Raw genomic sequence first — 13,869 nt, forward strand, 5'->3', positions numbered from 1 at the left:
ACTACCTCTCGTCCTGTTCATCCATTTTCTTTATCAGAGCTTCACACAAACTGTCAAGGAATTTGGTACGGTTTATTTTTCGGGCTTTCAACTCCATAAACGTATGATAGAAATCGCCCAAATCTATATTAAAAGTACTTTCAAATGTCTTCGCAATAAGTTTTATCTCTGCATTTCCTCTGTCAAATACACCCTGTGAATGAAGTGCATAAATAAGTTCCGTCAATGCAGTTTTGCTTGCTGTCCAGGTCAAAGGAGATTTTCGATGTACCCGTTTATAGTGTCTATTATTTAATTGATCTTCAAGATAAACCTGTATTAAATCGTTAGCAAGTATTTTAGCAGCTTTGTAATCGGCAACAGTGGAGAAGGAATGGTCTGTTTCAAAATAGATTGTGTCCAAATTTAACTTAATGTCATACTTACCCCGAACAAAAAGCTGATCATCAATAAAGGTATTATTAGTACGATAATACTTATAAAATTCAAGATTATTATCAAAAAACCTTTTGAGTTTTTTCAATTCAGTATGAATGTACTTCTTTGCAGACTTTGTTTCATTTGGTTTTTTACTCTCTATTTTATAAATGGCATTATAATAAATTAGTTTGGAAACAATGACAGGCTTCTGATGTTTGAAAAAGCGAATTTCTTCTTCCGTATTATTAAATCCTCTTTTTTGGATATACTCCTTTAATTTTGATAAACACTTAACTATTTCGTGTATAACAGTTTCTATCTTTTGGATCAGACAATCGGCTTCAATTTCCAATTTGTCGATTTCCATTTCCAATTCGTAAAGCAATTCGTTGTAAAAATTATCCATTCACAAATTATAATTTCCGTATTCATTTTTTCTGCAATAATGTTATCGACCAATACTCATATAATAATTAAGCCTTGATTTTTCGGGTCGCATATCTCACGATCCATTGTGTATTAGGGTTAGGGGATTTACTCCATTCCCGAATTAATGTTGATACTTGTTCCTTGTTAACCTTTAGCCAATCAGTCAGGTGGTTAGCGACAGATTTTTTAACAAATTTCACATCATCTTCTCTCAATAAATCTAAAATCTCGAAAACTGGCTGAGGTGTATCATTAAATGTATCAAGTTTGGAAGCCCAAGGTAATTTTGGCCGCAGTCCCTCACTTGCCAATCTACGTAGATGAAAATCGTGTGATTTTGCCCATTCTGACATCTTAGCCAATACTTCTTTAGGGTACTTTCTTATATATGGTCTAATGGCATATTCACCTGTATTTCTTTTAGTGATTTCTTCAATGGATTTCAGTGATATTTCGAAATCTTCCAAACCAAATTTTTCTACAAACTTTCCGATAGGCATCAACCAATAGTAATACGTAAACATTCCTGTTTCATTTGGATTAGGTTCTCCCAAAATCTGCATCAAAACCGAAAGTGCTTTAGGATAACTTTGTGGTAAATATTTGTACAGCAGATCTGCAATAGCATCAATCCGTTGTGTATATGATTTCCCTATAACTGCAAGATCTACATCATTTATAAAATTTTCATTGGGAAATTGTGGAAATACTATACTAATCTTTTCTGCAAGCAATTCTGCCAACTCTTTGCCAAATTTTTCAGTAATACTGAATGTTGTACCCATTTCTATGTGATTAATATTTTGTAATATTTTTCCTCAAAGGAATTTTGCTTTGTGTTTCTACGGTATGATATTTTTTACAATATCAATCCCAATCCTGTTAGGCTCTTAAAAAAAAGTACCTTCCGTAATCAGTAAGCAATTGATGATTACTATGATGTTCATCTACCGATAAATTTTTGGAATGAGAAAAGTTAATATGGATTTTTCTAACTATAATTCCTTTAAAAAATTGGCTCGATTGCTAATTCAATTGCAAAGCCTTTCTGAAACTGTCGTTAAGAAAATATTCTGCAATAACTGCAAGCAACCCAAAAACAAGCGGAAACAAAAAGGATAAACTATCCGGTTTAGAGGCGTACATAATAGCAACTGCACCTCCAAGATAGGCTAACACCAAAAGCAATCCATAAAAAGAAGTTTTCGGAAAAGCATATAGTGCGGTTGCTATTAATAAAATCGCCCCAATAAACTGTACGCAGTTTGGTGGCAAGCCAAGCTGAACGGTGGCATCTACTGAGCTTTTACTCTTGATGACTTTCATTACCGCATCAAAAACAAAAAACAGGCAAACAAGAATTTTAAGAATTTTTCCAATCCAAAGTACGGTTGTTGTCATATTTTAATCTTTTAAAGAGTTAATCGCTTTTTCAATCCGTTTCTTTCTTGTTTCGTCGGTTTTGGCTTCGTTGATTGAAAGCACGATTGCTTTTTTCCGACTTGGCGCAAGTTTCTCAAATGCTGATTTGGCATCTGCGTTATGGTCAAATTCGGCTTGAAGCTCTGCGGGGAGTTCTACTGTTCGTGGTTCGTTGTCCAATTCGATGGTTACTTCCAAGGTCTGACCGCCTTGTACCTTAGCGTTCGCCCTGTTTTCAGCACTCAAACTAATCATAAATTCGCCATCCATTTTCCCTACTGCACTGCGATAGGTGTAGCCGTTCAAGGTTACTTTCACAAGTGGCTTTTTGCCACCGTTTAGTTGTTCGAGGATATTTTCAGAAATTTTAATACCTGTGGTATTTCCCCTTTGAACAATTGTTGTGTTGTATTTTACCTGCATAATCTCTAATTAATTGATTTATAACAAAATATTCTATGATAATGATTTTACTTTCTTTCCGGAGCCACTTCGGGTATACCTGATCCACATTTCTGCAATACCTGTGTTTAAGATAAAAGCTATCCAAAATGATATCCCGAAAAAAGTATGGAATGGAATATCGGTAAAGCTAAAGAACAGTCCGGTCAACGGTCGTATGGTAGCTACTGCCAAGCCTATACTGTATGCCCTTATCATCCATTCTCTATGCAATATGAACTGCTTTCTCCTAATACACCAATAGGCTTTTAGGAGGGCATATAGGAAAAACAAGCCGAAAACTATGGATGCTGATGCTTCCGCCATACCCCCAAAACCTAACTTTATTCCCATTGTTATTCCGGTAATTCCTATTACCAACCCCAAGACGATATATATCCTGCCATTCCATCGATGAACGTGAATAAGGCGATTTCTCATTGGGCGTATGAACTGCCAAGCACCCGAAAGCATAAAGAAACATCCCGGCAGGATATGCAGGAACGTTAAAACTGGGTTTTGCACATATCCGATATCAATGGTGTCGACAGCAGGGATTTCGCCGTAATTTAAGGAATGTGTTACCCTGGCCAATCGTATGCAGGAAGAAACCAATAACGTCACAACCATTATAAAAACGCCTGCCCATAGAATAGCTCTGTAAAATGCTATTCGTTTCATTGTTTCTGATGCTTAATAGGGTTGGTTCTTAATTCAATAACGATGTTCTGAATACAAAGCCTTCGTCTATTCTTAATTTGAAGACTATTTGGTGCTACCATCAGTCAATAATAAGGTTATGCCCTTGCTCTTTCAGCCTGCGAAGACCATCTTGCATAGCTTGAATTTCCTCTGCTGAATGAGGTTGCCAAGTTCCCAATTCTCCAATGACTTTAAAAGGTTTCGAAGATCTGTACGACATCGTAGGGTTGCCTGGCATTTTTTTATCCGTAACATTTGGGTCATTTTCAATTTCTCCGGTAGCTTCGACTAAGTAAATCCGCTGTTGCGCATCGCCTAAAGCCAACTCTGCACCCCATATTGCTGCCGTCAATGTAGATGCCACATATACGTGGTTCAATTTTCTATTTTCCATATAATTGCATTGATGCCCCGGATAAATATGATCGCCAATTTTTAAGTCGGCTTTAGTTCCGTGGAAGAACGTTTGTGCAAATGGATTATGCTTAGGGTTTTCGGGCACTAATTTATTTTCAATATGCTCCATACATTTTTGTTTTGTTTTCAAAATTTCATTCGTTTTCTATGCGCTTATTCAAAAAATATCAAAGCAATTAATCTTTAATTAGATACCGAAATAAATCAGTCCGCTTAATATCAGGAACAATGCCCATTGGCACAGTTTCAGAAATTTTTGGGGCAATGTGCCTGACAATGCTATCACGATAAAGAAAATGACCGCATACAGCAGAAAATAGAGGCTCATAATCTGCAAGAGAATTGTTCGATGCGGATCTAATAGGTCTGTGAAATTTATTAACGTAAGTCCGGCAGTAATCATCAGCATATCCACTGAAACAACGTGGAATGCACCTCTTGCCATGATCCAGTTTTCAAATTTCTTGTGCTCGGAATTATCCGGCTCAATCAATTTAATATCTTTATCTCCCCAAAATATATGGAAAATTACTGATGCCAAAACTACTACATTGGCTATAATCAAAAGAGTGTTCATTTCAAATCTATTCCAAAATTAATAAATGTGTTGTTGCAGCTGCTGCTATGTCATGTAGTGAATGAATTTATATTGCAAATTAATTACAAGTCTTTAGGAATTCATTGTAAAAAACGGACAATGTTGTTTTAAAATCAAATTGATTTTCTCATCAAATCATTAATTTTTCTTCCTCAGTATGGTTAATCTTTCTCTTCAAAACATACCCTTTTAGTCAGACAAGTATTGGAAGATATGATGTATGACGACTTTTATCTATTGTATGGAATTTATACATCTAGCCACTTGATAATCTTGATGATTGCTAGACGAATAATTCGCTAATAACCTATTCTATTCTCTCACAACTATATCCCAACTCAATCATGTATTTAATTACATTGTCTGCTTCAATCTCAAATTGGTTAGCTTCAATTCTAAGGATATTGTCCGTATCTTCAAGGTCAAAATTTATTATAAATTCGGGATATACTGTGATAAGAAAAGTGATAATGTTGCCAGCTTCTTTACCATTTAGAACATTTGTTTTAAAAATCTCAACTGTTTTCATCTTCAGCAATTAGTTTCTTAGGATTTTGGATAAAACAATTGCCTAAGCTTTTGCTCCAAATGGAAATACTCTCGTTCCATTATTTATTTAATCGTTATTATAGCTTGTAGTAAAAGTGACGTACGTTTTCTTCTTCTGTTGGATTAGTTTGACGATAGAAATCTATAGCATAATCATCAATTTCATCCGCTTGGACAAAGACCTCTTCAAACCCCTTTTCATTGAAAAATTGATTTGTGAACCTTATCAGCTTTCTACCAATACCTTTTCTTTGATGATTTGTCAATACAGCGAGGTCGTATATATAAGCTAATGGTTTTTCTGAATAATATTGGTCTAACACATAAGCCGTAAGCCCACCTATAATTTGGTCGTTGGATTTTGCAATAATCACATAAAAAGTTTCTTGACCTAAAAGTTTCTGCAGGTGAACTTGGCTCGGACAACTAAAATCTTTCATTTCAAATACATCTTCAAAAACAGCTATAAGATCTTTAAATTCCCTAATATTTTCTGGTTGTAATATTTTCAATTCTAAATTCATATGTTTCTTCGATTTAAGGTTCTTGTATGGTGTAATCAATTTTTTATAGGCTCAAATATTTCAACATAATTTCTTCTAATCGTTTATAAAGGGTTTCGTTTTATATTCAAAAACATCACTATAAATTTTTGTTGATTTTTTCAAAAAGCCCGATAAGAAGCCCCTCAACACCACGGATATAACAGAGCCGATATATATCTTCATAGCTGACTATTTCGTCAACGAGTTCAGCACCGTGTTTTGATAGTCTGGACATTACCTCTTCAATATCCTTCACCTCAAACATCACTCTTAAATAACCTAATGAATTAACAGGTGCTGTTCTATGGTCTGAAACGGTTTCCGGTTTTATAAAACGAGAAAGTTCAAGACGGCTTTGTCCGTCTGGTGTAACCATCATCGCTATTTCTGCGGATTGATTTCCAAGTCCTGTTACCCGTCCTGCCCATTCGCCATCAACGCTATCCCGCCCCTCAAGTGTCATTCCTAATTCTGAGAAAAATGAAATGGTATCATCGAGGTTTTCTACGACGATACTGATGTTGTTCATTTTAAGTAATCTTTTATTTGTCATATCTTTTATCTTCTATTGAGGTGCTGAATATTTTACGATGTCTATACCAATGCCATTTGGGTCTTTAATTGCAAAATGCCTGTCGCCCCACGGTTCGTTACGTATGTCTATTTCGATTTTGACACCTTTCTGCTTTAATTCTTGATAGATCTTATCCACATCATCCACTTCAATGGTAAGATACATTCCCTGCCCCTGAAAGGGCTTTTGAAAGAATGGTTGCTGGCTTGGGTGGTTGGGCAATAGAAAGCTTATTTCCGCTTCTTTGCCGGGCGTGTGCAATAATATGTAAAACTCGTTTTCAAAGCTTACACCAAAACCCAATGTTTTAAGATAAAAGGCTTTTGTTTCTTCCAATTTTTCTGTTAGGATACCAGCGTTCAATTTCATTTTGATTTCTTTTTTAGTGGTTGAATTTGTTTGTGAATAGACATTTGCAGTTATGCAGAATGCCATAATGATTAAAACTACTTTTCTCATTGTTATTGAATTTATTCGATCGTTCAAAGTTGGCAGAAGAAAACCTTTTGGGATAGTAAAAAACGGACAAAATTTACTGTTTGACGGTTTTTTACTTTATAAGGGTATGGGTTATAATTTTTCATTCGCTAAAATTTCATCCAATAAAAGCCTATTGAACTTTTCAGCTTCTACAAATGGTGCGTAATGCCCGGAATTTTCAAACCAAATGAATGTTTTAGATGGTGCTTTTAGTTTCTTGTAAAACTTAAATGCAAGCTTAGATGGCGCATTGTAGTCGCACCTACCTGCAATAAAATAAACCGGAACTTTTAACTCCTTTGCCGTTCTAAACAAGTCAACTTTCATCACTTCTGCCCACATAGCTTCCATCGTGAATGATTGCCCTTTCGCAATCAGGCTATCGTTGTAATGTTGTTTGGCAAACGTGTCCATATTCTTATAGAGCTGTCCTACGCTTGTGCCTTTGCAAAAATCGCCGTGGAAGTGCCTAAGCCATTTCCGTGATAAATAAAGGTCTTGCAGGTCATTTTTCGTTTGCGAGGGGTAACGCTTTTGGAGTTCCTGCAATTGTGATAAAGCTGTGATATCTTTCTGTAATTTTGCCTGCTGGATTGAATAGCTAAGCGAAGTCTTTTCGTTCAGATACAAGTTTGTGACCTGACCAACACCTATATACGCATAAAACAGTGATGGGTGTTTTTTGACAAGATTGACACCCGTGATAGTGCCAGCGGAGTAGCCCACAAGAAAGATCTTATCTTTTTTGAACCGTTCTTTCAATATATTGATCAAACTCAAAGCATCTCTTTCAATTTGGTCGAATGTCATACTTTCAGGAGCAATCACATCATTGTAGGATAACCCGGTTCCTCTTTGATCGTATGTGACAACAGTGTAACGTCGCTCTAAATCCTTGTTATGAGTTTGCCAAAAATAGAAATCTGAAAAACCGGGTCCACCGTGCAATACGAGTAAGACCGGATTTTTGGTATTATTACCTTTTATGAACACTCCGTGCTCTACGCCATTTAAAACAATACGATTGTATTCATTTACCGATTTAATCTGAGCTTTGCAGCTTTGCAGGCTGAAAATTGTCGTTATCAGAGCTATGAGGAACTTTGGGAACATTATTTACCTGTAGGATTTTAGTTGTTCCTTATGACGAAAAATGTGGAACACAGAAAAATTCAGCCACTCATATACACTCATATATCCAAATGGAGGCATATCTGAGGTTCCGCACTTATCTTCAAAGCTCAATGTTGTGATGCAATCATTTAATTCTGCCTGCAACTTTAGCAGCAACTCGCGATACTGATTTATATCGTATTGCTTAGTGGCAGGAATTAAAAAGTCGGGAGCTTGATACTTCACATCATTGTTCAGCATAAAATCCCGTATCGCCTGAACATTATAATCAAAAGGAATATCCGAAGCGTAAGGTACTTCGGTTAAGAATTGCTTCATCCCTGTATTGCCAATAATAATATGCTCAATGATTTGAGCCGGGTTCCATTTTTCTGATGTTTCAGCATTGTATTTTTCGGCAGGAAATGTTGTTATAATCGAAGCAATCTCATTGAAAACGGCATTGTTAATTGATGTTAGTTCAAATTTTTCAGATAGATATTTAAGTGTTTGACTGGTGTTTTCCCAAAGCTTTACGGTATCCTCATAATGAACCTGATCCCTAAATCCGACTTGGGTAATCGTAAACTCGCAGCTATATTCATCTAACTGTTTTACCAAATACGATATGTCGCAATATTCTTCCGGAGTGTCTTCGGCTTCCCAAAAAGAACTCCAGTATGTAAATTTCAGAAAGCTATTTTTGATGTGTTCTTTAACGATGCCCTTATCAAAGTACTCAACATCTTCCCAAGTTCCTGTAAATAGAATGGGCGAACCTGTTTGCCACGTCGTAGAGAGTGCAGCACCCCACGATATTTGATAAAATTCTTTTGATAAAAGTGTTTTCCAAACCTTTTCTTTAGAGGCATATATTTTTATACTTTCTGAAAACTTCATTTTCTTGTTCATTGTATTAAAATCTGATAAGTTTATATTTATTTCTATTTTTTTGCATAGTAAATGGTTGAAGCTCCAAAAAATTGCGGGTATGAGCTCACGCTTTTGAAACCTGCATTTTGAATGATCTTTTTTAACTCAGATCCGGATGGAAAATTGATTGCCGATTTTGACAAATACTGATAGGCATCTTTATCTTCTGAAAAAATATTTGCAATACATGGCATTAGTATCCTTGTATAAAATAGATAAAAAGCCTGTTGAAAACGGTTGGTAGGTTGCGATGTTTCAAGAATAACAAGTCTGCCATTCTTAACTAACACTCTGCGTATTTCTGATAATCCTTTTGACAGATTTTCAAAGTTCCTAATACCATATATTACGGATGCAACGTCGAAAGTGTTATCCTTAAAGCTTAAATTCTCTGCATTGCTGAGTTCTGTTGTAACTCTCTTTTGCAGATTTGATTTCATTATTTTTTTGTTGGCTACTTCTAACATACCTTTTGAAATATCAACACCAACAATGCTTTTTGCATTTGTTTTTGAAAATAGAATTGCCATATCTCCTGTACCCGTTGCAACATCAATAATGTTTTGTGGATTGGTCTTCTTGATAAGCTCTAAAACATTGTTCCGCCACTTTTTATCCATTCCGAATGTTATCAGTCGGTTCAGAAAATCGTAATTTTTAGAGATGCCGTTGAACATTTTTTCAACCTGCGCCAATTTGCTCTTGTTGGAGGTTTTGTAAGGTACTATAACTTGTTTGTTCATGGTTCTTTTATAAATAAATTGTCAGCTTTAATTTCAACGGTTTGTTCAATTCTACATATTTAAGAATACATCAGCCCTTAAAAGCTTATCTAATTTTTAATATTTGTTTGAAACGATTTTCTAAATGAAATAATAGTTGTTGCCGAAATAATCAAGCTTAAAACATACACTTGAATTTCTGGTACTGCAATGCACAAGAAGAAAATAAATAATGCAGTTGCAACATTACATAGATTGGCAATCCTCTGGATCATTTTTAATGTGCTGTTGGAATTAATGTAATTGATTGAAAAAATCAATAGCATTGAAAGCCCACCGGAATGATACCACATCAGTTCTTCATCAAATTGAAACGTATCAAAAAATGGATAAACGAAATGCAGAACAGCAAAGGCAAACAATAGCCAATTGCATATTTTATATAATTTGATCATTATTGAAATATTTAAACCTTATTAATAAAAAACCTGTTGCATAAAGCAAGAATGGAATGGCCATGCTGATAGTAAAAGCAGCGATCATATATCGGTTCCCAATCCATATTAAATAGCCATTGGAAAATATGGTCAATAACAATATAAAACGATTGCTCACCAATGTCTTGAATTGTTTTACCGAAAAGTATAAATTAATAGCGCCGATGAAAATTAGTCCAAGACTAAACATGGCATTAAAGCCTATCCACAGGTTCCAGAAGTTTCCGGTTTTATCCATTTTTATATGAGTTGATTGCAGGGCATCCAGTAGGCTCGCATCTTCAGGATGAAGATCCGTTGAGTAAAATGTGCCGTGTAAATGCAGCAAGCCAAAAAACAGTAAAACTGCTGAAGCGGTTATTAGGATTATTCTAGCCAAATTATTTTTCATATCAAAATATTCAATTTGTTACGGAATTAATTTCCTTTCAATTCTTACTGTTTTCAATGCGTTGGGGCACTTTTAAATGAAACAACAAGCCTGTTCCAGGCATTGATGGTAATGACAACCATAACGATTTGTACCGTCTGCTTTTGCCCAAAAAATAATTCTGTTTTGCGATACAAATCATCACTCAAGCCTTTTTCGTTTATCAAGGTTATTTCTTCGGTAACTGCAAGTAACAATTGTTCTTCTTCTGAAAAGGAATTGGTATTATTTCTCCAATTACTAATCAAATCAATGCGCTCTGGCATTTCTCCAAATTCTAAGGCGTGTCTGGAGTGCATATCTATACAGTAGGTACAGCCGTTAATTTGCGAGGCCCGGATTTTTATCAAATATTGATTAGTTTTTGAAACCGAAACGGTATCTAAGTATTGTTCCAACTTCAACAAAACATTAATTGCGGATGGCTCAATGTTCTCAATTATTAATCTTTGTGACATAATGCTCATTTTTCCATGTACAAAAAACAAACAATTGAAGTTTCTGGCATAGTAAAAAACGGACAAAATACCGGAGAGGATTAATCAATAGCTATTAATTATATTAGTATTACTAAAATTCTAATTAGCGTTTTAGATTTTTTTGGTTATTAGGTTTTGTTGGCATTTTGTGACTTCCCGCTACTAAATTTTTATCCTTCTAATACTTCACATCGATGCCCCATTTTATGCAATTGCTCTGAAATTTCGAGGTTGCTGAAATTAAAACCGCATACCCTAAGAATTTTATCGCAGTCTTCCAGATCAAAATTTACTTCTAAATCAGGATATTTTGACAATATCACTTCAATTATGCTTTTTGCCTCGGCTGCTTCAATCACATTTGTTCTAAAAATTTCAATCATTAATTTTAAAGCTTCAATAGATGTTTTTTTATCGCAATTTTAATTACCAATTCGCTTCTCTGTGGTTTATACTCAACCAACTCAATTAAAATTCTATTTTCGACACAAATCTGTAAGAAAAAATAATTATACAATAGTACAAAACGGACACATTGGAGTTCGGATGAAATTAAGTATAAGAAAGACCTGTTTTCGAGATTTCTCAAAACTTACCTAGCACTAAGAAATAAACTTATCTCAGTTTAGTTTTTGCAAATAATTTAATTGTTTAGTGCAGGAATACAGCAAATTTAGGCTGTGGCTGTCCCTATCAATAAATCTATACAAGTTTACAACCTACAATCGCTTTACTAGAATAATGTCCATTGAATGACACTATATCAACCTAATAATTCTCAAATGCTTTGCCGGGAGTAACACCGTAAAAGCTCTTGAACTCTTTTATAAAGTGCGATTGATCATAATAACCCGCATCGAAAAAAAGCTTGTTTTCCCGAAGGCTCTGGGTGGATGGTTTAGCGTTGAGGATATTCTGAAAACGAACTACTTTACTGAATGTTTTGGCAGTATCGCCTACATAAAATTCAAAAAGTCTTCTTAATTGTCTTGCACTGATCCCAGTGTTCAGTCCATTTTGGACATCAAGGGTTCCACAGTTCTTTAATATGATATCAATAGCTTCATATAATCGATTATCACCGTCAAAGGTTACTTTGGAAAAAAGTTTGACGAAGTAGCTATCGAGAATGGCAACAACTTCGTCTATGTTTTGATTTTCATTAATATTGTGCGCAATAAACCGGGATATATAAGGAATTATCAACTGGAGTTCTACAAGCCTGTTGCTCACTTCCAAAGCATTTAATCGGAATATTTGGGGAAACATTGTAGGCAGAAAGCGGATACCAATCTTATTGAAGCTACCGATTAGAGGAAACTCATTGTACGTGTTGCAAAAGCCCATTACATAGCTGTCTTCAGGATCGTCAAGGCTGAAAACAATATCTATGCAACCATCAGCAACCACACGATAACTGTATTCAGAAAAAAGAGGTTTTGTTGTTCTAAGCTGCCAATAACAATAGATGTAAGGTTGTAAACTTATATGGGGCAGAAATTCGTTGTACATCACATCTCCATCCGATTGCTTTACAGCCGGCTGAATGGGTTTATAAAGTTTTCTTATTTCTGCTGCAATCTTCAATTTACATCTTGAGCTATTAACGAGTTGTAAATTTACGCAAAAAATTTAATTGGGTAATGAATTAATCCTTAGTAGCAAATAATAGAATTGTTATAAATAGAATTTATTAATCAGTCTGCCTTATGCGATCTTTACTTCTCGTCTTGCTCGTCCATTTTCTTTACCAGTGCTTCACATAGGCTGTTAAGAAATTTCGTTCGGTTTATCTTACGGGCTTCCAATTCCATAAACGTGTGGTAAAAATCGCCTAACTCAATATTAAAAGCATCTTCAAAAGTTTTGGCAATCAATTTTATGTCTGTATTCCCATTGTTAAATACACCGTGGGCGTACAATGCATAAATAAGCTCTATGAGTGCTGTTTTGCTTCCTGTCCAATTGAGTGAAGAATTGTCAGAAATCTTGGTATGATTACTATTTAACTGGTCTTCAAGATAAACTTGTATGAGATCATTGGCAATTATTTTAGCAACTTTATAATCGTGTGAAGTAGAAAAACGGTGGTCTGCTTCAAAATAAAAGGTGTCCAGCCACAATCTTATATCGTGTTTTCCCCGCACAAAAAATTTATCGTCAAGAAAGGAGTTATTACTCCGGTAATATTTGTAGAAATCAATATTGTTATCGAAAAACTTTTTGAGTTTAATTAATTCTTTGTTCAGGAATTTTTTTATTTGCTTATCTCCATAGGGCTTCTTTGCTTCTATCTTATAGACAGAATTATAGTATATCAATTTGGCAACAATGATTGGTTTTTGATATTTGAAAAAATGGATTTCATCATCCGTATTCTTAAATCCTTTTGCTAAGACAAACTGTTTTAATTCTAATAAACTTTTTATAATTAAGTCAATAACTGTTTCTATACGCTGTATTGAGTAGTCTGTCTCAATCTCCAAATCTTGGATTGCCGTTTCAAGTTTACACAGTATTTCATTATAAAATTTAGTCATTTTAAAATCTTGAAGTCTTAATTATTAAGTGGAAAAGTCAGTACTTTTTCCATTTAGTCATTAAGTAGTTTTTTTAATCTGATCTTATTGTACTGTTGCAATAATATTGGACAGAAATTATACAATATGTTGGCAATTAATATTAATATACCGAATTTAATATGACCGCTGACGAAACAATATAATGTAGTAAGAAGAAAAAAGGTGAGGCAGATCCAATGATATCTTTCGTACATCGCAATGGTTTTTGTGTAGGTCCGAAAATATTTTTTTCCTTTAATGACTGTCGCCTTAGTGCTGTTCAATGAATTGACGGCATCGCCGTTTTGAACAAATTTCCGGATATATTTTATACCAATACGCTCGTAAAAATTTCTTTGAGAGCTGAATGCCAATAAGTTAAAAACACTCTCGGGCAATACACCTATAATTATTGATAATCCCATAAACAAATAAAAATATAGGTTGTTGATACCCTCTTGGAACCAAAACCAAAAGATGGGAGCAATACAAAGTATCGACCAAAAAAAATTGATTGCCTGATTTAGTATTTCACGTTTGTGTATCGCCATCACTAA

The 13,869-nt window shown here is 34.8% G+C and carries 20 protein-coding genes; all 20 read right to left on the bottom strand.

Annotation, left to right across the window (positions count from 1 at the left end; genetic code table 11):
• Position 1 precedes the first annotated feature (1 nt).
• Positions 2-826: an RteC domain-containing protein gene (locus tag B7E04_RS14250; RefSeq protein WP_080779257.1), complete on the bottom strand. Its 825-nt coding sequence runs from the start codon at positions 824-826 to the stop codon at positions 2-4.
• A 67-nt stretch (positions 827-893) separates the two neighbouring features.
• A complete protein-coding gene (locus B7E04_RS14255; RefSeq protein ID WP_080779258.1) occupies positions 894-1,634 on the bottom strand; it encodes a DNA alkylation repair protein in 741 nt (246 codons plus the stop codon).
• A 241-nt stretch (positions 1,635-1,875) separates the two neighbouring features.
• Positions 1,876-2,250 (bottom strand): DoxX family protein, encoded by a 375-nt coding sequence (locus B7E04_RS14260; protein WP_080779259.1) that lies wholly within the window; start codon positions 2,248-2,250, stop codon positions 1,876-1,878.
• Positions 2,251-2,253: 3 nt separating this feature from the next.
• Entirely contained in the window at positions 2,254-2,694 is a 441-nt protein-coding gene (locus tag B7E04_RS14265; protein ID WP_080779260.1) for a YdeI/OmpD-associated family protein, read from the bottom strand.
• Between the two features lie 33 nt (positions 2,695-2,727).
• Positions 2,728-3,393, bottom strand: a complete 666-nt coding sequence (locus tag B7E04_RS14270; RefSeq protein ID WP_080779261.1) for a DUF2306 domain-containing protein — start codon at positions 3,391-3,393, stop codon at positions 2,728-2,730.
• 100 nt (positions 3,394-3,493) lie between these two features.
• Positions 3,494-3,940, bottom strand: a complete 447-nt coding sequence (gene arr, locus B7E04_RS14275; RefSeq protein ID WP_080779262.1) for an NAD(+)--rifampin ADP-ribosyltransferase — start codon at positions 3,938-3,940, stop codon at positions 3,494-3,496.
• A gap of 78 nt (positions 3,941-4,018) precedes the next feature.
• Positions 4,019-4,408, bottom strand: a complete 390-nt coding sequence (locus B7E04_RS14280; RefSeq protein ID WP_080779263.1) for a hypothetical protein — start codon at positions 4,406-4,408, stop codon at positions 4,019-4,021.
• Between the two features lie 328 nt (positions 4,409-4,736).
• Positions 4,737-4,958, bottom strand: coding sequence for a methyltransferase type 11 (locus B7E04_RS14285; RefSeq protein ID WP_080779264.1), 222 nt, complete (start codon positions 4,956-4,958; stop codon positions 4,737-4,739).
• 97 nt (positions 4,959-5,055) lie between these two features.
• The gene (locus B7E04_RS14290) at positions 5,056-5,502 is read right to left on the bottom strand and encodes a GNAT family N-acetyltransferase (protein WP_080780696.1); all 447 of its coding nucleotides are present in this window, start codon (positions 5,500-5,502) and stop codon (positions 5,056-5,058) included.
• A 118-nt stretch (positions 5,503-5,620) separates the two neighbouring features.
• Positions 5,621-6,076 carry a VOC family protein gene (locus B7E04_RS14295; RefSeq protein ID WP_080779265.1) on the bottom strand — a complete coding sequence of 152 codons (456 nt, stop codon included), beginning with the start codon at positions 6,074-6,076 and terminating at the stop codon, positions 5,621-5,623.
• Positions 6,077-6,088: 12 nt separating this feature from the next.
• On the bottom strand, positions 6,089-6,466 hold the full coding sequence (locus B7E04_RS14300) for a VOC family protein (protein ID WP_080780697.1): 378 nt from the start codon (positions 6,464-6,466) through the stop codon (positions 6,089-6,091).
• Positions 6,467-6,667: 201 nt separating this feature from the next.
• Positions 6,668-7,690, bottom strand: coding sequence for an alpha/beta fold hydrolase (locus B7E04_RS14305; RefSeq protein ID WP_080779266.1), 1,023 nt, complete (start codon positions 7,688-7,690; stop codon positions 6,668-6,670).
• 3 nt (positions 7,691-7,693) lie between these two features.
• The gene (locus B7E04_RS14310; protein WP_080779267.1) at positions 7,694-8,602 is read right to left on the bottom strand and encodes a DinB family protein; all 909 of its coding nucleotides are present in this window, start codon (positions 8,600-8,602) and stop codon (positions 7,694-7,696) included.
• Positions 8,603-8,634: 32 nt separating this feature from the next.
• A complete protein-coding gene (gene ubiE / locus B7E04_RS14315; RefSeq protein WP_080779268.1) occupies positions 8,635-9,366 on the bottom strand; it encodes a bifunctional demethylmenaquinone methyltransferase/2-methoxy-6-polyprenyl-1,4-benzoquinol methylase UbiE in 732 nt (243 codons plus the stop codon).
• Positions 9,367-9,783: 417 nt separating this feature from the next.
• Entirely contained in the window at positions 9,784-10,233 is a 450-nt protein-coding gene (locus B7E04_RS14325; protein WP_065719276.1) for an LIC_13387 family protein, read from the bottom strand.
• Between the two features lie 53 nt (positions 10,234-10,286).
• Positions 10,287-10,730 carry a carboxymuconolactone decarboxylase family protein gene (locus B7E04_RS14330; RefSeq protein WP_065719275.1) on the bottom strand — a complete coding sequence of 148 codons (444 nt, stop codon included), beginning with the start codon at positions 10,728-10,730 and terminating at the stop codon, positions 10,287-10,289.
• A gap of 191 nt (positions 10,731-10,921) precedes the next feature.
• On the bottom strand, positions 10,922-11,134 hold the full coding sequence (locus B7E04_RS14335) for a hypothetical protein (RefSeq protein ID WP_065719274.1): 213 nt from the start codon (positions 11,132-11,134) through the stop codon (positions 10,922-10,924).
• Between the two features lie 385 nt (positions 11,135-11,519).
• Positions 11,520-12,338 (bottom strand): AraC family transcriptional regulator, encoded by an 819-nt coding sequence (locus B7E04_RS14340; protein ID WP_065719273.1) that lies wholly within the window; start codon positions 12,336-12,338, stop codon positions 11,520-11,522.
• 131 nt (positions 12,339-12,469) lie between these two features.
• Positions 12,470-13,291, bottom strand: coding sequence for an RteC domain-containing protein (locus tag B7E04_RS14345; protein WP_080779269.1), 822 nt, complete (start codon positions 13,289-13,291; stop codon positions 12,470-12,472).
• 53 nt (positions 13,292-13,344) lie between these two features.
• Entirely contained in the window at positions 13,345-13,863 is a 519-nt protein-coding gene (locus B7E04_RS22685; protein WP_065719271.1) for a glycosyl-4,4'-diaponeurosporenoate acyltransferase CrtO family protein, read from the bottom strand.
• Positions 13,864-13,869: the final 6 nt, after the last annotated feature.

The sequence above is a fragment of the Chryseobacterium phocaeense genome (assembly GCF_900169075.1).
In the GTDB taxonomy this organism is placed as follows: domain Bacteria; phylum Bacteroidota; class Bacteroidia; order Flavobacteriales; family Weeksellaceae; genus Chryseobacterium; species Chryseobacterium phocaeense.